Source organism: Nocardioides ginsengisegetis, assembly GCF_014138045.1.
GTDB classification, from domain to species: Bacteria; Actinomycetota; Actinomycetes; order Propionibacteriales; family Nocardioidaceae; genus Nocardioides; species Nocardioides ginsengisegetis.
The window spans coordinates 2,068,928-2,088,780 of the sequence record NZ_JACGXA010000001.1; the positions used below are offsets into that span (position 1 = coordinate 2,068,928).

The window sequence follows — 19,853 nt, forward strand, 5'->3', positions numbered from 1 at the left end:
CATTCGCCACGTCTGCTTGTTTTCGAATCTCTCTTCGAATACAATGAGGCATGGCTCAGCTCCCGGTGACCGACCTCGACGCAGGCGACACGCTCGCGCTGCTCGGGGACGTGGTCACGCGGCGGCGGCGGGCCGAGGTCGAGGACCTGCTCCTGGTGCTGCACTGGTGCGACCTTCACTCCAGTGATCCCCGCGACGACCCGCGGCCGGACCCGACGATCCCGTCGCCGCCGGGCTCGGACCGCCTGGTCGACCTCGGTGGGGAGGGCACCCCGCGGGTCCGGGAGCTGTCACTGTGCGAGCTCGGCATCGCCCGCGGCGTCCACACCCTCTCCGCCCGCGCAGCCGCCGCCGACGCGCTCGACCTGCGACACCGACTCCCCCAGACCTGGACTGTCACCCGCACCGGCCGCGCCGAGCCCTGGCTGGCCCGCAAGGTTGCCGTCCTGACCCGCGACCTGCCCCTGGCCGCGGTCGACGTGGTCGACCAGGCCGTCGCCCGGGCCATCGGCTCCCAGTCCCCCGCGAGAGTGATCGCCCTGGTCGAGGCCAAGATCATCGAGGCCGACCCCGACACCCACGCCACCCGCCTCGAAGAAGCCCGCCACCGCCGCTACGTGTCCCTCTCGCGGACCGACGCGGTCGGGCTGCGGCACGTCATCGCCCGCATCAACGCCGGCGACGCCGCCTACGTCGACGCCGTCGTGACCCGAGTCGCCGACATCCTCGCCACCCGCCCCGAGCACGCCGACGCGCCCCGCGACCTGCTCCGCTCCCTGGCCTTCGGCTGGCTCGCCCGACCCGCCGAGCTCCTCCAACTCCTCCTCGAACACACCGAGCAGCCAGAGGACGCCGAGCCTGTCGAGGACGAGACCGATTCGGTCCCGCGGGCGCTCGCGTTCCCCGCCGACCTCCTCGACGCCCTGAAGTCGGCCAAGCCCGACCGGTTCCGCCCCGACTCCGTGCTCTACGTCCACCTCCACGAAGCCGCCCTCACCGGCACCGTCAGCGGGACTGCCAGCGGCGTGGCCCGGGTCGAAGGCATCGGCCCGGTCGCCCTCGCCCAGCTGACCGAACTCCTCGCCCACACCCGAGTGAGCATCAAGCCGGTCATCGACCTCAAACAGCTCGTCTCCAGCTGCGCCTACGAGCACCCCGAGGCCATCAAGGAACGCATCCACCTCCGACAACCCCTCGACTCCTTCCCCCACGCCACCCGGGTCTCGCGGAAGGTCGACCTCGACCACCCCGTGCCCTACCGACCCACCGGCCCACCCGGCCAGACCACCAGCCACACCGGCCGACCACTCTCCCGGACCGCACACCGCGCCAAGACCCACCTCGGCTACCGGGTCGCCACCACCGAGACCGGCGAGACACTCTGGCGTACCCCCCACGGACTGCACCGCCTCGTCGACGCCGCCGGCACCCACGACATCACCGAGACCGACGCCCAGGCATGGCTCAGCCCCGACCCCCTCGACCGCGCCCTGGTCCGTCTCCAGCACCAGTTCGACACCGGACAGATCACACTGAGTGCGGATCGCGTCACGAACAGATGAACGATGGCCTCGACCGCGACGTGCGGTGGAAGACCACCTCTCCGGCCGAGGAGCTGAAGGTCGCCGTGGTCCGGGACTGGAACGTCAGCCGGCCCGCCTGACAGGGATTCCCCCAGCCCTGCGGTGGGTTGCCGTTGCCTGGTTCAGCTCTCGCTCGGCATGCCAGTAGGTGCCGCGGATCCTCGCCCAGGCGATGACACACAGAACGGTCAGCGGCTTCATGGCCTGTCGGACGATAGCGGCCTCCAGCGAGTTCCTAGTCGGAGCTGGGAAAGACCCAGTAGTCACCGATCGGATCGAGGGTGTCCGCGGTGAGGGCCACGACCTCAGTGCCCAGGTCCGGAGGGTGCGGACACAGGTCACCGCCGAAGCAGATTGCTGCCACGTTGCTGACGGCGACGAGCCACGCGTCGTCGGACCTGGCCGCATCCTCGTCCTGCGCGTAACGGAAGGCACCCCGCGACACGGCGAGCACCTGGTGCCGCTTCGGGTCACCCCGGACATGCGCAGCGGCCAGCAGCCTCGCAGCCATGGCCTCATCGACGGGTCCCCGGTCATGGTCGACCTCAATGATCACGCCCTGCTCCCGGGCAGCACTGATCTGGGCCTCCGACAGCTCAGGCAGCCCGTCGGCTCCGTCGTCGGTGATGCCGGCGGTCATCGCGGCCGCGACCAGGACGCCGAGCACGGAGAGGGGCAGGAAGCGGTGCACCTAGACCCCCAGCACCAGCCCGCTCGTGGGCACGCCGGTGCCGGCGGTGACGAGCACGTGCTCGACGTCGGGGACCTGGTTGACGGCCGTGCCGCGCACCTGCCGGACGCCCTCGGCGATGCCGTTCATGCCGTGGATGTAGGCCTCGCCGAGCTGCCCGCCGTGCGTGTTGACGGGCAGGCGGCCACCGATCTCGATGGCGCCGTCGGCGATGAAGCCGGGCGCCTCGCCGCGGCCGCAGAAGCCGAGCTCCTCCAGCTGCATGAGGACGTACGGCGTGAAGTGGTCGTAGAGCACCGCCGTCTGCATGTCGGCCGGGCCCATGCCGGACTGGCGCCACAGCTCGCGGCCGACCACGCCCATCTCGGGGATGCCGATGTCCTGGCGGTAGTACGACGTCATCACGAACTGGTCGGCGCCGCTCCCCTGCGCCGCGGCGGCGACGTACGCCGGCTTCTGCTTCAGGTCGCGCGCCCGCTCGGCCGAGACCACGACGAGGGCGACCGCGCCGTCGGACTCCTGGCAGCAGTCGAGGAGGTGCAGCGGCTCGACGATCATCCGCGAGGCCTGGTGGTCCTCGATCGTGATCGGCTTGCCGTAGAAGAACGCGTCCGGGTTGGTGGCGGCGTGCCGGCGGTCGGCGACGGCGACCCGGCCGAAGTCCTCGGAGGTGGCGCCGTAGTCGTGCAGGTAGCGCTGCGCCTGCATCGCCACCGTCGCGGCGGGCGTGCCGAGCCCCATCGGGTAGGTCCACGCGTTGTCGAGACCGTTGGTGTTGACCTGCTGGGCGGCCGCGACCGAGAACTGCCCGAACCGCGACCCCGACCGCTCGTTGAAGCCCCGGTAGGCCACCACCACGTCGGCCACGCCCGTCGCCACCGCCATCGCGGCCTGCTGGACCGTCGCGCACGCCGCCCCGCCGCCGTAGTTGATCCGGCTGAAGAACCGCAGCTCCCCGCAGCCCAGCTCGCGCGCCACCGCGATCTCCGAGGACGTGTCCATCGTGAACGTCGTGAAACCGTCGACGTCGGCCGGCGTCAGCCCGCAGTCGGCCAGCGCGTGCCGCACCGCCTCGACGCTCAGCTGGAGCTCCGACCGGCCCGACTCCTTGGAGAACTCCGTCGCGCCGATCCCGACGATCGCGGCCTTGCGGTAGAGGCTCATGCGCGCACCCGTACCGTCCCGGTCACGTGGTCGCCCAGCGACACGGCACCGCGTACGTCGATCGTCGCGACGCCGTCCTCGACCGACGCGACCGTGCCGGTGAACGTCAACGTGTCGTAGGGGTGGGCAGGCGCCCCGAGCCGGATCGCGATGCCCAGCACGTCGATGTCGTGGCCGAGCCGGTCGGTGACGTAGCGCTCCACGAGGCCGTTGGAGGTCAGGATGTTGAGGAAGATGTCCTTGCTCCCGTGCCCCTGCGCGAGGTCGCGGTCGTGGTGCACGTCCTGGAAGTCGCGGGTCGCGATGGCGGTGCTCACCACCAGCGTCGGCGTGATCGGCAGCTCCCACGGGGCCAGGACGTCTCCCACCCCAAGAACCAACGGCGTCACGAGGTCCTCCAGACCGGCAGGGTCAGGTCGTCGTCGATGCGGCGGAAGTCGACCGTCACCGGCATCCCGATCTTGATGTCGTCGGGCTCCACGTTCACCAGCTCGCCGACCATCCGGACGCCCTCCTCGAGGTCGACCACGGCGATCAGGATCGGCAGGTCGCGGCCCGGCACGGGCGGGTGACGGTGGACGACGTACGAGAAGACGGTGCCGCGCCCGGACGCCACCACGTGGCCGCGGTCCAGCGCTCCACAGTCCGGGCAGGCCGGGCCGGGCGGGAAGCGGAGCGCGCCGCAGGCGTTGCAGGACTGGATGCGCAGCTCCCCGGCCGCCGTGCCGTCCCAGAAGAACTCCGTGTCGCGGTTCTGCATCGGGCGCAGGACGAAGGTCTCGGGTTTCGAGACGCTCGCTGGCGCTCGCTCCTCAACCACCGAACGGGGCTTGTACTTCAGGACCCGGAACAACATCGTGGCGACGACCTCGCTGCCGACGTACCAGGTGCTGCGAGAGGTCACGAAGTAGCCCTCGCCCATCGCGGTCTGCTTGGGGCCCACGACGGAGTCGAGGGCGGTGGTGACGCGGACCTGCTCGCCGACGCGCAGGTAGCGGACGTACTCCTGCTCGCAGTTGGTGCCGAGGACGGCCGTGTAGCCGGCGTCGGTGAGGACGTTCATCATCCCGTGCAGCGGGTCGTCGGCCGGAGGTTTGCCACCGAGGCCGTACATCGTCCACACCTGCGCCATCGACGGCGGCGCCTCGCCCCGGCCCGACCCGGCTGCGAAGCGCGGGTTGGTGTTGCCCATCGCCTCGAGCCAGTTGTTGATCGTCGGCTGGTTGACCGGGTCGCGGGCCTCGCGCCCGGCCGTCTCCCCGAGCCCCTGGATGCGCGCGGCCTCGGCCATCACCTGGTCGTGGAGACTCATCGCGGCACCTTCGGCAGCCCCAGCCCGAACATCGCGATCAGCTCGCGCTGCACCTCGTTGACCCCGCCGCCGAACGTCAGCACGAGGTTCCGCTTGGCCTGCGCGTCGAGGTAGTCCATCAGCTGGCCGGTCTCCTCGTCGCTCGGGTCGCCGTAGCGGTGCACGACGCCGGCCAGGTCGGCGGCGAGGTGCTGCACCTGCTCGGAGGCGAAGACCTTCGACGACGACGCGTCACCCACCGAGATCTCGCCGCCCTCGGCGGCTCGCGCGACCTCCCAGTTGAGCAGCTCGTTGACGCGGAACACCGCGGTCACCCGCCCCAGCACCTGGACGACGTCCGGCCGTTCCAGGACACCCGCCTTGGCCGCCCACTCGGCCACCCGGTCCCGCAGCCCCTCGAGCCGCCCGGCCGGGCCGAGCATGACCCGCTCGTGGTTGAGCTGGGTGGTGATCAGCTTCCAGCCCTGGTTCTCCTCGCCGACCAGCATGTCGGCGGGCACCCGGACGTCGTTGAAGTACGTCGCGTTGACGTGGTGCGAACCGTCGGCGGTGATGATCGGTGTCCAGCTGTAGCCGGGGTCGGTGGTGTCCACGATCAGGATCGAGATGCCGCGGTGCTTGGGCGCGTCCGGGTCGGTCCGCACGGCCAGCCACAGGTAGTCGGCCTGGTGGCCACCGGTCGTCCAGAGCTTCTGCCCGTTGACGACGTAGTGGTCACCGTCGCGCCGCGCGGTGGTCCGCAGCGAGGCGAGGTCGGTGCCGGCGTCGGGCTCGCTGTAGCCGATCGCGAAGTGCACGTCCCCCTTGAGGATCCGGGGAAGGAACATCGCCTTCTGCTTCGGCGTCCCGTAGCGGATCAGGGTCGGACCGACCGTCTGCAGCGTGACGGCGGGGAGGTGGACGTCGGCCCGCTGCGCCTCGTTGGCGAAGATCGTCTGCTCGACCTCGCCGAGCCCGTGCCCGCCGTACTCCGTCGGCCAGCCGATCCCCATCCAGCCGTCGGCGCCCATCTGCCGGATCACCCGCTGGTAGGTCTCGCCATGCCGGTCGCGGCCCATGTCGACGTGCTCCTCGTGCGAGGCGAGGCCGGTGAAGTAGTCGCGCAGCTCCGCCTTGAGCGCCCGCTGCTCGGCCGTCAGCTCGAGGTTCTTCGCCGCCGGGTCCTCGACGTGGACGTCCTCGACGGCGCCGCCCAGCGCGTGCGCGATGTCGGCCATCCAGGAGAAGTAGTGGTGCAGCGGGTAGGTCTCGTCGACGCCCATCCCGCCGTGCAGGTGGTGGCAGGTGCGCAGCGCGGCCGGGCCCTCGGTGGCCGTCCAGTACGCCGCCACGGCGAGGTCGTCGGTCACGTCCAGGCCCGCGCCGATCCGCCACGCGGCGTTGGCGGCGGCCAGGTCGATCGTCCGCGAGGCGATGTACACGTCGGCGACCTGCTGGGCCACAGCCTGGAACTCCGCCAGCTTGCGGCCGAACTGCTCACGGCCCTTGACGTACGACGCGGTCAGGTCGCGTGCGCCCGCCACGACCCCCGCGGCGGTGAGGCACAGGCCGGCGATCGCGAGGTGGCGCAGCGTGGTCGCTGCGTCCCCCTCGAGCAGCTCGGCCGGTGCCCCGTCGAGCACGACGGTGTGCAGCGGCTGCCGGGCCGACGAGCCGCCGCTGGCCAGCAGGGTGACGCCGGGCCCCTGCGGGTCGACCATTGCGACGACCGTGCGTCCGTCCTCGTCCACGGCCGGGACCAGCAGCCGCTGGGCCCGTTGGGCGTACGTCACCGCGACCTTGCGTCCGGTCACCCGCCCACCGCTCACCCGGGCGGCCGGGCGCTCGGGGATCCCGGCGCCGGCCTCACGGACCGCCGGCGCCAGCAGCACCGAGCCGTCGGCGACACCGGGCAACCAGGCGGCACGCTGGTCGGGGGTGCCGTGCGCGGCCAGCGTCAGCGCGCCGCAGCAGAGCGTCTCCCAGACCGGCAGGTGCACCGCCCGGGCGCCGGTCTCGCGCAGCAATACGGCGACCTCGGCCAGCCCCAGTCCCTCGCCGCCCTGCTCGGTAGGCACGGCCAGGGCCAGCAGGCCGGCGGAGGCGAGTGCGGACCAGTCCGCGGACCGGTCCAGGGCATCGGTGACGACGCGCCGGACGGCCTCGACCGACTCGGACGGGTCCACGGCGACTCCTGACGCTGCGGGGTGGCTCACGAAAGAAACTGTAACCTGTTCTACTCTTGGGCGCATGACCTGCTTCTCACCCCGCGCGCTGCTGCGCCGGCAGGTGTACATGCCCTGGGCCCAGGTCCCGCGGGGCCGGATGGTCGAGCTGCCCGGCCGGGGGTCGACGTACGTCACCGACACGCCGGGCCCGCGCCCCGACTCCCCCACCGTGGTGCTGCTGCACGCGGTCGGCTGCACGGGGCTGCTGACGTGGTACCCCGCGATCCGGCCGCTCTCCGAGCGCTTCCGCGTCGTCACCCTGGACCAGCGCTGGCACGGCCGCGGTATCTCCTCCGACGCGTTCTCGCTCCACGACTGCGCCGACGACGTCGCCTCGCTCATCGAGGTCCTGGGGCTGCACCAGGTCGTCGTCGCGGGCTACTCCATGGGCTCGATCGTGGCCCAGCGCGTCTGGCGCCAGCACCCCGACCTGGTCGAGGGCCTGGTGCTGTGCGCGACCACCGACCGCTTCCGCTCCACCCCCTCCGAGCGCGCCTTCCACCAGGGCATGGAGCTGACCATGCTCGGCCTCCGCGGGTTCTCCCGGTCACGTACGGCGGCGCGCGCTGCCCGAGCGGCGACCAAGGCCCTCGTCGAGCCGAGCGACATCCACGAGTGGGCGATGGCGGAGTTCCGCAGCACCAGCCCGTGGGCGGTCGGCCAGGCCGTCGCCGCGCTCGGCCGGCACCACTCGCGTCCGTGGCTGCACCGCATCGACGTGCCGACCGCCGTCGTCGTCACGCTCCACGACAAGGTGCTGCCGCCCAGCAACCAGCTGGCCATCGCCCGCCGGATCCCCGGCGCCACCGTCCACGAGATCGACGCCGGCCACGCCGCCTGCGTGCTGGAGGCGGAGAAGTTCGTGCCGGCGCTGGTCGAGGCCTGCACGACCGTCCACGCCCGCCGCCGCGACTTCCGGCGGCGCCGGGCCTGACGTCGGCCGTCAGGACGACCGCAACCGCGCGCGAACCCGCATGATCGCGTCGACCGAGGCGTCCACGTCCTCCTGCGTGGTCGACCAGTTCGAGACCGAGATCCGCATCAGCCGCCGCCCGCGCCAGGTCGTGCCGCCCATCCAGCAGGTGCCCTCGCGCTGAACGCCGGCGATGACCGCGTCGGTGGTCGCGTCGGACCCGAACGACACCAGCACCTGGTTGAGCACCACGTCGTTGACCACCTCGACCCCGCGCGCCGACAGCGAGTCGGCGAACCGCCGGGCCAGCGCGCACGGCCGCTCGACGAGCTCCGCCACCCCGTCGCGGCCCAGCTCGCGCAGCCCGGCCCAGGCCGCGAAGCCCCGCGCGCGTCGCGAGGACGACAGCGTCAGGTCGGCTCCGCCCGGCTCGACCTCCCCCGACCCCGAGAGGTACGACGCGGTGTAGGACACCGCCGCCGCGTGCACCTGCGGGTGGGCACAGAAGGCGAAGCCGCTGTCGTAGGGCAGGTTCAGCCACTTGTGCCCGTCGCAGCCCCACGAGTCGGCTCGCTCGAGCCCGCGCACCAGGTGGCTGGTCGTGGGGCTGGCCGCGGCCCACAACCCGAACGCGCCGTCGACGTGCACCCATGCGTCGTACTGCCGGGCGACGTCGCAGCCGGCGACGAGGTCGTCGCAGGCACCCGTGTTCACGTTGCCGGCCTGCAGGCACAGGATCGTCGGCCCGTCGTCGCGGGCGCCCATCACCCGCGCGAGGTCGACCATGTCCATCGCGCCGTTGGCGTCGGTGGCGACCTCCTCGACGCAGTCGTCCCCGAGGCCCAACAGCCGCAGCGACCGGTCGATCGTGGCGTGCCGCTCGGCGCTCGCGACCACCCGCACGGCCGGGCCGCCCAGCAGGCCGCGCCGCGCGACATCCCAGCCGGCCACGGCCAGCACGTGGTGGCGCGCCGCAGCCAGGCCGACGGTGTTGGCCTCCTGGGCCCCGGTGACGAAGCCCACCGACGACCACGCCGGGATCCCGAGCAGGTCCTTGAGCCAGCTCCCGGCGGCCCGCTCGGCCGCGATCGCGGCCGGCGAGAGCACCGCGTTGAAGGCGCACTGGTCCCACGCGCTCGTGAGCATGTCGGCGGCGGTGGCCGCGGGCAGGCTGCCGCCGATCACGAAGCCGAAGAAGCGCGGCCCCGCCGTCGCCACCAGCCCCGGCTCGGCGGCCCTGACCAGCGCGTCGACCACCGCGACCGGGTTGCTGCCGGCGTCCGGCAACGGGTCGCCGAAGGCCTTCGCGAGCCGCGCGGCGTCGCCGTCGGGGGCGACACGGCGCTCGCGCAGGCCGGCGCGGAAGAGCGCAGCGTGCTGCGCGACTCGCGCGAAGATGTCGGGGGCATCCTGCACACCGACGACGCTACGCCGCGTCCCGCCGCAGCGGTCATCCCCGGTTTGGGGGTCGCTAGCGCAGTTGCTTGGCGGTCTGCTGGGCGATGACCGCGGCCTTGAGGGCCGCCAGCTCGGCCGGGAAGCGCTGCACCAGGTCGTCCACGTCCGGCAGCGACTCGCGGCAGGCGATGATCCCGACGTGCATGTGGCCGTGGTTGGACATCACGGTGATGTTCAGCCCGGCGCCGTGGAAGACCGGCCCCAGGGGGTAGAGCGCCAGGATCTGCGCCCCCATGAAGTAGAGCGGGATCGGCGGCCCGGGCACGTTGGAGATGACCAGGTTGTGCACGACCGGGTGCTTCTCGGCGAGCCGGAGGCCGGCGTACGCCCGGACGGCGAGGCCGAAGGTCCGCGGCGCGGCGAACTCCGCCCAGTCCTGCAGGGAGTCGGCGCTGATGGCCTGGTGGTGGTCCTTGGCGTTGCGGTTGTTGCGGGACATCTCCTCGAGGCGCTCGAGCGGGTCCTCGACGTCGGTGCCGAGCTTGGCGAAGAGCGCGGAGACCTTGTTGGCGCCGCCCTCGCGCTTGGACTGCTCGCGCACCGAGACCGGCACCGTGGCCAGCAGGGAGGTGTCGGGCAGCTCGCCGCGGGCGTCGAGGTAGGAGCGCAGGGCGCCGCCGGCGACGGCCAGCACCACGTCGTTGACGGTGGTGCCGGTGGCGGACTTGATCTCGCGGATGTCGTCGAGGCTGATGTCGGCCACGGCGATCGCCCGGTGGCCGGTGATGGTGCCGTTGAACGACGTACGCGGTGCGGTGAAGGGGGCCGCCATCGCGGTGCCGGTGCGAGCCCGGCCGACCGTCCTGGTGATCAGTTGCGCCGACGGCGTCAGCAGCTTGACCGCGGTCATCGGGCGGTGGGCCACGTTGCTGACGATGGCGCGGCTGAGCAGCTCGCGACGGCCCGGCTCCCGGCCGTACTCCTGCTTGGGCCCGAGCGCCAGCGGCTCGGCGTCGGCCTCGAGGCTGCACAGGTGGGAGATCAGGTTGGCGCCGGAGACGCCGTCGACCGTCGCGTGGTGCATCTTGGAGAAGACCGCGACCTTGTCGCCCTCGTAGCCCTCGATCACCCACATCTCCCACAGCGGCCGCGAGCGGTCCAGCGGCTGCCCGGCGAGGTGGCCCGCGAGCGTGACGAGCTCCTTGTAGCCGCCCGGCTCGGGCAGCGCGAGGCGGTGCACGTGGCGCTCGATGTCGAACTGCCGGTCGCGCACCCAGATCGGGTGGTCCAGGCCCAGCGGCACCCGGCGCAGCTTGCGGGTGAACGCCGGCACGTCGCTGACCCGGCGGTCGATCTCGGCCTGCATCGACTCGAAGGAGTAGCCGTCGGGCATCGTCGAGGGGTCCAGGACGATCAGCCCGCACACGTGCATGAGCTGCGCGGGCGTCTCGAGGTAGAGGAAGCTCGCGTCGAGCCCGGAGAGGCGGTCCATGGGCCGCATCCTAACCGCTTGTGGAACGTGTTCTAGAATTCGGACATGTCCTTCCTGCGCCGACGCCTCGTGGCGGCTGCCCTGACTGCCAACGCGATCCGCCCGGTGCCGGGCTACCGGGCCGGCATCCCGTCCTTCTTCGCCGGCTGGATGACCGGCGAGCTGGCCCCGCACCTGCTCGCGGTCACCGCGGCCGACACCGCCGTCCACCTCACGCGCGGGAAGAAGCGGAGCCGCACCGGCCTGGTCCTGGCCGGCGCCACCGCCGCCGGGCTGGGCTTCCTGATCGACCAGAGCCGCCGGGTGCGCACCACCGCCGAGGACGCACTCGTCGAGGGTCTGGGCCTCGACTACGTCGAGCAGCTCGACGCCAAGCCCACGCCGGCCGAGCTCGCGACCCCGTGGCGCAAGCTGGTCAACCCGTTCCGCTTCAAGGACCTCGCGGTCCGCGTCGACAAGGACATCGCCTACGCCCCCGACCACGGCCGGCGCGGGCTGCTCGACATCTACCGCCCGGCCGAGGGCGACCTGACCGACGCACCGGTGCTGCTGCAGGTGCACGGCGGCGGCTGGACGATCGGCAAGAAGGACGAGCAGGCGATCCCGCTCATGAAGCACCTCGCGGCCAAGGGCTGGGTGGTCGTGGCGATCAACTACCGTCTCTCCCCCCGCGACGCCTTCCCGGCGCACATCGTCGACGTCAAGCGCGCGATCGCCTGGGTCAAGGACAACATCGCGTCCTACGGCGGCGACCCGTCGTACGTCGCCATCACCGGCGGCTCCGCCGGAGGGCACCTCTCGGCGCTCGCCGCCGTGACCGCCAACGACCCGGAGTGGCAGCCCGGCTTCGAGGACGCCGACACCAGCGTGCAGTGCGCGGTGCCGCACTACGGCGTCTACGACTTCGCCGGCTCGACCGGGCTGCGCAACGCCGAGCAGATGCGCGACCGGTTCCTCGCGCCGCGGATCCTTCAGAAGCGCTGGAGCGACGACCCGGAGGCGTTCGAGGCGGCCTCCCCGATCCTGCGGGTCACCCGCGACGCCCCCGACTTCTTCGTCATCCACGGCACCGTCGACTCGCTCGTCGACGTCGGCCAGGCGCGACTGTTCGTCGAGCGGCTGCGCCAGGTGTCCAAGCGGACCGTCGTCTACGCCGAGCTGCCGGGCGCCCAGCACGCCTTCGACATCTTCCCCTCGATCCGCAGCGCCCACATGGTCCGCGCGATCGACCGCTACCTGCACTGGCACTGGAACATCTACCGCCGCGAGCAGGCGGGCTCCCCCGCTCCCGACTGATGCCCCCTCAGTGGTCGACGGCCACCCGCATCACCCCGCCGCTGAGCCCGGGCGCGGCCGAGCCGACGGTCACGTACATCGCGTCATCGGGACCCTGGGCGATGCCGCCGGGCAGCAGCAGCCGGCCGGCCCCGAAGTGCGTCTGGGTCGTGGGGTGCGCGAACGGAATCCGGACGACGTCCCCGGGCGGGGTCGCGTCGGCGCCTCCGGCGAACATCTCGGCGGCCCAGAAGTTGCCCTGCCGGTCGAAGGTGCACCCGGTGATGGTCGTCAGCCCGGTCGCCCACACCGTGGGCACCGTCGGGTAGTTGGCGTTCGGGTCCACCCGCCACACGCTGGAGAGGCCACCGGTGCCGGGAGGCACGAACAGGTTCGAGACGAAGTCGAGCGTGCCGACGTACAGGAAGCCGTCCGGGCCCTGCGCGATGCAGGTGGGCGTGGAGTCGCGGAACGCGCCGAAGTCCTCGTTCGGGGTGTAGGCCACGACTCGCGCCGTGCCGTCCCGCATGATCTCGCTGATCGTGTTGGCGCCGGCGTCGGCGACGAAGGTGCGGGTGCCGTGGCCTGCGCCCCTGGTGACGAGCACACCGAAGGGGTTGGAGTCCGGGAAGTCCTCGAAGAGGCTCGCGTGATCGCCGGTCCACTGGTACATCTGCGAGCCGACGTCCGACGTCGAGGTCGCGGCGCCGGTGGCTCCGTTGAGCCGGTAGAGGTGCCCGGCCTGCGGGTCGTTCACGGTCCCGCCGCTCGCCGCGAGCACACCAGGGGTCGACTCGCTGGCGATCATCAGCAGCTGGCACCCGTGGCGCTTGCCGTGGCCGTTCGTCATGCAGCCGCCGCCCAGCGAGCTGAGCCCCTCGGGTCCGAGCACGTCGGGGGGCGCGGACGGGTCCTCCGACGCGTACAGGGAGTTGAAGCCGGTCGTCCACGCCGGCGTGGTCGAACCCTGCTTGTACTTGCTCACCTTGCCGGTGGTGGTCATGCCGAAGGGGCCGGCGCCCGCGACGCCGGACTCCGAGACGTACATGGCGCCTCTGCCGTCGAACGTGATCCCGCGAGGCGCACCCAGCCCGGTGAGCACCGGGGTGATCGACACGGACGGATCGGCCTGCGCGGCCCCGGCATGCACCAGCCCGCTCGCTGCGAGCGTGGCGACAGCCACCATCGATGTCACTGCACGACTGCCCAGACGACGAAGGGTCATGACCTGCTCCTCCCCAAGGACGACAACCCATCACTCTTGTCGCGGCACCCCTGCCGGTCATCCCCAACGTTGGGGTACGGGTGGGCCGGCGTCGAGCCAGGGCGCCGGCCGAAACCCGGCCATTGTGCCGGTCCGACGAACCCGTCGAAAGAGCACCGTGGAGGAACCAGCCACCCACCACACCCAGGAGCTCGTCATGGCCGCCTACATCCCCGTTGAGCAGGAGTCAGGCACGTTCACGCGGTCCGCACACCGGCACAACGGCTACTACGCGGGCGACTTCTCCGGACGACCGGTCCGGGTGACGACCTACCCCGTCGTGGACAGGTTTGCCGCCGCGACGTCCCCGAACGCAGGCCGATGAGCCACGGAGGGGCATACTCGAGGTGATGACATCCTCACGCGCGAAACCCCGACATCTCGCCAGCAGTCCCTTCAAGCCTGACGTCGAGGCCCCGATCGAGCTGTTCGCGGTCGACGACCTCGTCTCCCACGACTCCTACGGGATGGGCAAGGTGGTCGGGGTCGAGCCCGGCGCCGTCACCGTCGACTTCGGCCGGCAGTCCGTCCGCGTCACGAGCCCCTACCGCAAGATGTCGAGGCTCTAGGCCCACTCGACGCCTACCGCGGCAACCCGAGGATCTGCTCGCCCGCGACGTTGCGCAGGATCTGCGTGGTGCCGCCGGCGATCGAGAGGCAGCGGGTGTTGAGCAGCTCCCACACGTCGGCCGCGACGTCGCGATCGCCGAGCGCGACCCGGTCGCCGTGCAGCTCGACGACGAGTTCGGCGGCGTCCTGGCGGTTGCGGACCCCGAGCAGCTTCGCGACCGACGACTCAGGGCCGGGAGACTGGCCGGCCAGCGAGCGCAGCGTGGACCGTACGCCGAGCAGCGAGCAGACCGTGGCCAGCGCGACGCAGCGGCCCACGGCGACCAGCTGCGCGCCGGTCGCCCCGTCCGAGACCAGCTCGACGGCGCGCTCGATGCTGGTGCCGAGCCGGCTGGTGGCCATCGCGACGCGCTCGTTGGCCAGCGTGGTGCGCGCCAGGCGCCACCCGTCGTCGACCTTCCCGACCAGGCAGTCCTCCGGCACGAACACGTCGTCGAGGAAGACCTCGTTGAACAGCGAGTCCCCGGTGATCTCGCGCAGTGGTCGTACGTCGATCCCCTCGGAGCGCATGTCCACGAGGAAGTAGCTGATCCCCCGGTGGGCCGGGGCGTCCGGGTTGGTCCGGGCCAGGCAGATGGCCCAGTCGGCGCGGTGGGCCAGCGAGGTCCACACCTTCTGCCCGCTCAGCTTCCAGCCGCCGTCGACCTTGACCGCGCGGGTGCGCAGCGAGGCGAGGTCGGACCCGGCCTCGGGCTCGGAGAACAGCTGGCACCACACCACCTCGCCGCGCAGCGAGGCCGTGACGAACTTCCGGCGCTGCGCCTCGGTGCCGTGCTCGAGGATCGTCGGGACGGCCCAGCCGGCGATGACCAGGTCGGGGCGGGTGACCCCGGCGGCCGCGAGCTCCTCGTCGATGACGATCTGGGTGACCGCGTCCGCGCCGAGGCCCCACGGCTCGGGCCAGTGCGGCATCAGCAGCCTGGCCGCGACCAGGGCGTCGCGCTGGTCCTCCGGCGCCGCCGCGGCCACCGTGGCCACGGACTCGCGCACCCCTCCGCGGATGTCGGCGTCGCGACCGTCGAGGTCGACCGCGACGGAGCGCCGCATCCCGGCGACTGCCCGGCCGGCCAGCCGTGCCGCGGCCTCGTCGGCACCCCCGACCAGGGCGCGCAGCGAGAGCGCCCGGCGCAGGTAGAGGTGGGCGTCGTGCTCGAAGGTGAAACCGATGCCGCCCAGGACCTGGATGCAGGTCTTGGCCACCGCGACGGCGCCCTCCAGCGCGACCACGGCCGCGACGTCGACCGCGAAGGCCCACTGCTCGTCCTCGGCCCCCGCCATCGCCTGCTGCCCCGCCGACGCCGCGTCCCAGGCGGCCGCCGTCACCGCCTCCACGGTCTCCAGCATCTCCGCGCACAGGTGCTTGACGGCCTGGAAGGACCCGATCCGGCGACCGAACTGCTCACGCGTCTTGGCGTGCTCGACCGCGGTCGCCAGGCACCACCGGACGATCCCCGACGCCTCGGCCGCGGCGAGGGTCACGGCGACACGACGGACCAGGTCGGTGGTCACCTCGGGCAGGGCGATGCACTCGGTGAGGTCGGCGGCCACGGTGCCGAACCGGCGCGACAGGTCCGGGCCGCGGGTCGGCTGCACGGTCACGGACGTCCCCGGCGCGACCACCCAGCCGTTCGGGCCCTCGATCAGCACGTGGGTCGCGCCGGGCGCGTCCCACACGGGACCGTCCGGTCCCGACAGGCCGATCGCCACGACGGCGCCCTCGGCGATGGCCTCACTCAGTCCGAAGTCGTTGCCGAGCACCGTCGCGGCGATCGACGTACCGAGGAGGGGGCCGGGGAGCATCTCGTGCGCGCAGGCCTCGAGCGCCACCGCGACGTCGAGCAACGTGCCGCCACCGCCGCCGACCCAGTCGGGCAGGCCGATCGCCGGGACGCCCATCGCCACGGCGCCCTTCCAGACCTCGTCGAAGGTCGCGGCCGGGTCGTCCTCGGCGGCGCGCACCGCGTCGACGCCGCGCATGCCGGCCGCCCACCGGCGCAGGCTCGCGGCCAGCTCGACGTGCTCGTCGGAGATACCGATCGACATGCGACCCCTCACGTGAGAACTAGAACGTGTTCCAATACTACTAGGCTCGGGCCGTGACCAACATGCCCGCCGACCTGCTCGAGCACGCCCGCGCCGCCAAGGGCTTCATGCCGCACGACGAGGGGCTCGCCCTGTTCCGGCACGCGTCGGCCAGCGTCGGGCTCGGCCCGGTGCTGGAGGTCGGCACCTACTGCGGCAAGTCCGCGATCTACCTCGGCGCGGCCGCGCGCGAGGCCGGCGGCCCGCAGGCGGTCGTGTTCACCGTCGACCACCACCGCGGCTCGGAGGAGAACCAGGCCGGCTGGGAGCACCACGACGCGACCCTCGTCGACGTCGAGCTGGGCCTGATGGACACGATGCCGGTCTTCCGCCGCACCATCGCCCTCGCCGGGCTCGAGGACCAGGTCGTGGCGGTGGTCGGGAGGAGCACGACCGTCAGCGCCCACTGGCGTACTCCCCTGTCGATGCTCTTCATCGACGGCGGGCACGCCGAGGTGCACGCGCAGAACGACTACACCGGCTGGGCGCCGTGGCTGATGTCCGACGGGCTGCTCGTCATCCACGACGTGTTCCCGGACCCGGCGAACGGCGGGCGGCCGCCGTACGACGTCTACCTGCGCGCGCTGGCCAGCGGCGACTTCGAGGAGGTCGACGTCGTCGGCTCGCTCCGGGTGCTGCGCCGGACCGGCGGCGACGCCGGCGACGCGGTCAGCTGAGCAGGTCGGCCGACTCGCAGCCGCACTCGAGCGCGAGCTCGGAGAAGTGCGGCGCGAGCGAGGTGCCGCGCATGATCCCGGACCCCTCGGTCGCGTGGCCGTGGGTCTCCCCCAGCGCGTCGACGGCCAGGATCACCGCGGCCGCGGTGTAGGTCGTCCACTCCGGCGGCCAGTTGACGTCGGCCTGCTCGCCGACGTTGGTGGCGTCGCGGTAGACCCAGCCGGTCCAGTACTTGCCCTCCTCGGAGCGCAGGTGCTGCATCTCCGCCAGCAGCGTGAGCGCACGGCGCTGGTCACCCAGCGCGTCGAGCGCCATCACGAGCTCGCAGGTCTCGGCACCGGTCACCCACGGGTTGGTGTCGACGCAGCGGATGCCGAGGCCGGGCACGACGAAGTCGTCCCAGCGCGGCGCGAGCAGCTCGAGGCCGTCCAGGCCGTCGGGGCCACGGACGGCGCCGCCGAGGACGGGGTAGTACCAGTCCATCGAGAACGTGGACTTGTCCATGAACAGGTCGCGGTGCTCGCGGATCGCGTGGCCGAGCCGGCCGCCGGCCAGCTCCCACTCGGGCTGCGGGTCGTCGAGCAGATCGGCCAGCGCCACGCCCGCACGCAGCGACTGGTAGATGCTGGAGGAACCGGCCAGCAGCGCGCCCTCCTCGGCCGGCCCCGGTCGCCCGTCGACCCACTGCTGGGACCAGGCGATGCCGCCGAACGGCAGCTGCAGCGACACGACCCAGTCGAGGCCGGCGCGCACCGAGGGCCAGTAGCGCTGCAGGAAGGTGATGTCACGGCGTACGAGCCAGTGGTGCCACAGGCCGACCGCGAAGTACGACGACATGTTGACCTCGCCGCGCTCGTCCTCGACCTCGCCGGCCACGATCTTCATCGGCCAGGAACCGTCGGCCCGCTGGAGCGTCGGGGCCCAGGCGTAGGCGCGCTCGGCGGCCTCGACCTGGCCGCCGACGAGCATCGCCATGGCGGCCTCGACGTGGTTCCAGATGTCGGTGTGCTCGCCGACGGTCCACGGGACGGCGCCGGACGGCTCCTGCATGGCCGCGATCGACGCGGCGGTCTCGGCGACCTGCTCGGCGCTCAGGATGCCGTCGACCCAGGGGACCTCAGGCATCGGGCTTCTTGAAGTAGAGGACCATGCTCTTGCCGATCACCGGGTCGAGCACCTTGCCGGCCACCTGCAGCGCCTTCGGCTGCTTCATGATCTCCCACACCAGGAGCTTGTGGTACGCCTTCGCGAGCGGGTGGTCGTCGTTCTTCACGCCGACCGCGCACTTGATCCACCAGTAGGGCGAGTGCAGGCCGTGGGCGTAGGACTTGCCCTCGAACTCCAGCCCGGCGTTGGCGAGCTTGCCGATCAGCTCCTTGTCGGAGTAGATCCGGATGTGGCCGCCGGGGGTGTTGTGGTAGTCCTCCGACAGCTTCCAGTTGATGATCTCGGGGAACCACCGCGGCACCGACACCGCGATCGTGCCGCCTGGGCGCAGCACCCGGACGAGCTCCTCGATCGCCTGGATGTCGGCGGGGATGTGCTCGAGCACCTCGGCCGCGACGATCCGGTCGAACTCCTCGTCGGCGAAGGGCAGCGCGAGGGCGTCGCCCTCCTTGACGTCGGCCTCGGCACCCTCGGGCACCTCGCCGGCCTCCTTCATCGCGACGAAGAGGTCGCGCACGCCGGACAGCTCGTCGGCGTCCTGGTCGAACGCGATCACGTCACCGCCGCGGCGGTACATCTCGAACGCGTGGCGCCCGGCGCCACAGCCCATGTCGAGGACACGGTCGCCCGGGCGCAGCCCCAGGCGGTCGAAGTCAACGGTCAGCACGGGTCTTCTCCTCGTTGGATTCGGCGTGGTAGTCGGCGATCACCTCGTCGTACGCCGCCGCGACGGTGGCGGCGACGGCGCGCCAGCTGAACATCTCCTGCACCCGGCGGCGGCCGGCCGCGCCCATGGCGGCCCGGCGCTCGGGGTCGTCGAGCAGGGCGGCGATGGCGGCCTCGAGCTCGAACACGTCGCCCGGCGTGACCAGGTCGGCGCACTCGCCGTCGGGGCCGACGACCTCGGGGATCGCGCCGGCGCGCGAGACGACCAGCGGGGTCTCGCAGGCCATCAGCTCGGCGGTCGGGAGCGAGAAGCCCTCGTAGAGGGACGGCACGCAGGCCACCTCGGCCGAGCCCATCAGGTCGACGAGGTCGGCGTCGCTGATGCCGTGCACGAAGCGGACCGAGTCGGCGATCGAGAGCTTGTCGATGAGCTTCTCGGTGCGGCCGCCGGGCGTCGGCTTGGTGACGAGCAGCAGCTCGACGTCGCGCTCGGTGCGGAGCTTGGCGAAGGCCTCCAGCAGCGTGGCGATGCCCTTCATCGGGGCGTCGGCGCTGGCCATGGCGAGGATCCGGCCCGGCACCCGCGGCACGGTCGGCGGGACGAACCCGTCGTCGACGCCGAGCAGGATGACCTGCATCCGCGCGGGGTCGACGCCGAAGTCCTTGGCGATGTCGCGCTTGGAGGCCTCCGAGGGCGTCATGATCTTGCGGGCCTTGCGGGCAACCTTGCCCTGCATGCGCAGGAATCCGTACCAGCGGCGTACGGACGGCTTCTTGCGCCACGGCGCCGCCTGGAGGTCGATCCGGCGGTCGAAGGTGATCGGGTGGTGCAGCGTCGTGATGAGCGGCAGCCCCATCTTCTCGATGTCGAGCATGCCGTAGCCGAGGACCTGGTTGTCGTGGACGATGTCGAAGTCGTCGACCCGGTCCCTGAGCAGCCGCGCGACGCGGGTGCTGAACGTCTTGGGCTCGGGGAAGCCGGCGGTGCACATGGTGAGGAACTCCTCCACGTCCACGAGGTCGCGGAACTCGCGCAGCTTGGGGACCCGGAAGGGGTCGGGCTCGCGGTAGAGGTCGAGGCTGGGCACCTTGGTGAGCGTCACGCCCGGGTCGAGCTCGGGGTAGGGCTGTCCGGAGAAGACCTCGACGGTGTGTCCGAGGTTGACCAGCTCACGGCTGAGGTGACGGACGTAGATGCCCTGTCCGCCGCAGTGCGGCTTGCTCCGGTAGGACAGGAGAGCGATACGCAATCGTCTCGACCTTTCTGTGGACACGCCCGGGTCGGACGAAGTGAAACGTGTTCCTATTATGGCCCACCGCTTGCTAGCCTA

The 19,853-nt window shown here is 71.9% G+C and carries 18 protein-coding genes; 6 read left to right on the forward strand and 12 right to left on the reverse strand.

The window, feature by feature from the left end; all coding sequences use genetic code 11:
- Positions 1–50: 50 nt before the first annotated feature.
- A complete protein-coding gene (locus FB382_RS22540; RefSeq protein ID WP_182538803.1) occupies positions 51–1,562 on the forward strand; it encodes a DUF222 domain-containing protein in 1,512 nt (503 codons plus the stop codon).
- Between the two features lie 256 nt (positions 1,563–1,818).
- Here FB382_RS22540 and FB382_RS09940 read toward each other — a convergent pair whose 3' ends face one another.
- Genes FB382_RS09940 through FB382_RS09960 form a run of 5 tightly spaced genes read right to left on the reverse strand, consistent with a single transcriptional unit; the run spans position 1,819 to position 6,945 of the window.
- Positions 1,819–2,250 (reverse strand): hypothetical protein, encoded by a 432-nt coding sequence (locus FB382_RS09940; protein WP_182538805.1) that lies wholly within the window; start codon positions 2,248–2,250, stop codon positions 1,819–1,821.
- A 24-nt stretch (positions 2,251–2,274) separates the two neighbouring features.
- Positions 2,275–3,438, reverse strand: coding sequence for a lipid-transfer protein (locus FB382_RS09945; RefSeq protein WP_182538807.1), 1,164 nt, complete (start codon positions 3,436–3,438; stop codon positions 2,275–2,277).
- Positions 3,435–3,806, reverse strand: a complete 372-nt coding sequence (locus FB382_RS09950; RefSeq protein WP_182538808.1) for a hotdog family protein — start codon at positions 3,804–3,806, stop codon at positions 3,435–3,437. Before FB382_RS09950 ends, FB382_RS09945 begins: the two co-directional genes overlap by 4 nt.
- 17 nt (positions 3,807–3,823) lie before the next feature.
- The gene (locus FB382_RS09955) at positions 3,824–4,750 is read right to left on the reverse strand and encodes a bifunctional MaoC family dehydratase N-terminal/OB-fold nucleic acid binding domain-containing protein (RefSeq protein WP_220481316.1); all 927 of its coding nucleotides are present in this window, start codon (positions 4,748–4,750) and stop codon (positions 3,824–3,826) included.
- The gene (locus FB382_RS09960; protein WP_343055548.1) at positions 4,747–6,945 is read right to left on the reverse strand and encodes an acyl-CoA dehydrogenase family protein; all 2,199 of its coding nucleotides are present in this window, start codon (positions 6,943–6,945) and stop codon (positions 4,747–4,749) included. The genes FB382_RS09955 and FB382_RS09960 overlap by 4 nt, the downstream gene beginning before the upstream one ends.
- 34 nt (positions 6,946–6,979) lie before the next feature.
- Here FB382_RS09960 and FB382_RS09965 point away from each other — a divergent pair, with 34 nt between their 5' ends.
- Complete coding sequence (locus tag FB382_RS09965; RefSeq protein WP_182538810.1) at positions 6,980–7,891, forward strand: alpha/beta fold hydrolase; 912 nt, start codon at positions 6,980–6,982, stop codon at positions 7,889–7,891.
- A gap of 9 nt (positions 7,892–7,900) precedes the next feature.
- On the opposite strand, the gene FB382_RS09970 is transcribed toward FB382_RS09965, so the two are convergent.
- Both FB382_RS09970 and FB382_RS09975 read right to left on the reverse strand, forming a co-directional pair.
- A complete protein-coding gene (locus tag FB382_RS09970) occupies positions 7,901–9,286 on the reverse strand; it encodes a pyridoxal-dependent decarboxylase (RefSeq protein WP_182538811.1) in 1,386 nt (461 codons plus the stop codon).
- Between the two features lie 55 nt (positions 9,287–9,341).
- Positions 9,342–10,760 carry a WS/DGAT/MGAT family O-acyltransferase gene (locus tag FB382_RS09975; protein WP_182538812.1) on the reverse strand — a complete coding sequence of 473 codons (1,419 nt, stop codon included), beginning with the start codon at positions 10,758–10,760 and terminating at the stop codon, positions 9,342–9,344.
- A 45-nt stretch (positions 10,761–10,805) separates the two neighbouring features.
- Here FB382_RS09975 and FB382_RS09980 point away from each other — a divergent pair, with 45 nt between their 5' ends.
- On the forward strand, positions 10,806–12,056 hold the full coding sequence (locus FB382_RS09980) for an alpha/beta hydrolase (RefSeq protein WP_182538813.1): 1,251 nt from the start codon (positions 10,806–10,808) through the stop codon (positions 12,054–12,056).
- 7 nt (positions 12,057–12,063) lie between these two features.
- On the opposite strand, the gene FB382_RS09985 is transcribed toward FB382_RS09980, so the two are convergent.
- Entirely contained in the window at positions 12,064–13,260 is a 1,197-nt protein-coding gene (locus FB382_RS09985; protein WP_182538814.1) for a ScyD/ScyE family protein, read from the reverse strand.
- A 157-nt stretch (positions 13,261–13,417) separates the two neighbouring features.
- Here FB382_RS09985 and FB382_RS09990 point away from each other — a divergent pair, with 157 nt between their 5' ends.
- Positions 13,418–13,624 (forward strand): hypothetical protein, encoded by a 207-nt coding sequence (locus FB382_RS09990; RefSeq protein WP_182538815.1) that lies wholly within the window; start codon positions 13,418–13,420, stop codon positions 13,622–13,624.
- Between the two features lie 25 nt (positions 13,625–13,649).
- Positions 13,650–13,868, forward strand: coding sequence for a hypothetical protein (locus FB382_RS09995; RefSeq protein WP_125036314.1), 219 nt, complete (start codon positions 13,650–13,652; stop codon positions 13,866–13,868).
- A 13-nt stretch (positions 13,869–13,881) separates the two neighbouring features.
- Here the strand turns inward: FB382_RS09995 and FB382_RS10000 are convergent, their stop codons facing one another.
- Positions 13,882–15,972, reverse strand: coding sequence for an acyl-CoA dehydrogenase family protein (locus FB382_RS10000; RefSeq protein WP_182538816.1), 2,091 nt, complete (start codon positions 15,970–15,972; stop codon positions 13,882–13,884).
- Between the two features lie 62 nt (positions 15,973–16,034).
- On the opposite strand from FB382_RS10000, the gene FB382_RS10005 reads away from it, so the two are divergent.
- The gene (locus FB382_RS10005) at positions 16,035–16,688 is read left to right on the forward strand and encodes a class I SAM-dependent methyltransferase (RefSeq protein WP_182541451.1); all 654 of its coding nucleotides are present in this window, start codon (positions 16,035–16,037) and stop codon (positions 16,686–16,688) included.
- On the opposite strand, the gene FB382_RS10010 is transcribed toward FB382_RS10005, so the two are convergent.
- From FB382_RS10010 to FB382_RS10020, 3 genes are read right to left on the reverse strand one after another with little or no spacing between them, the layout of a single operon-like run.
- On the reverse strand, positions 16,681–17,814 hold the full coding sequence (locus FB382_RS10010) for a glucosidase family protein (RefSeq protein ID WP_182538817.1): 1,134 nt from the start codon (positions 17,812–17,814) through the stop codon (positions 16,681–16,683). The two genes, FB382_RS10005 and FB382_RS10010, sit on opposite strands and share 8 nt — an antisense overlap.
- Complete coding sequence (locus tag FB382_RS10015; RefSeq protein ID WP_182538819.1) at positions 17,807–18,523, reverse strand: methyltransferase domain-containing protein; 717 nt, start codon at positions 18,521–18,523, stop codon at positions 17,807–17,809. The genes FB382_RS10010 and FB382_RS10015 overlap by 8 nt, the downstream gene beginning before the upstream one ends.
- Positions 18,510–19,772: a glycosyltransferase family 4 protein gene (locus tag FB382_RS10020; protein ID WP_182538820.1), complete on the reverse strand. Its 1,263-nt coding sequence runs from the start codon at positions 19,770–19,772 to the stop codon at positions 18,510–18,512. The genes FB382_RS10015 and FB382_RS10020 overlap by 14 nt, the downstream gene beginning before the upstream one ends.
- Positions 19,773–19,853: the final 81 nt, after the last annotated feature.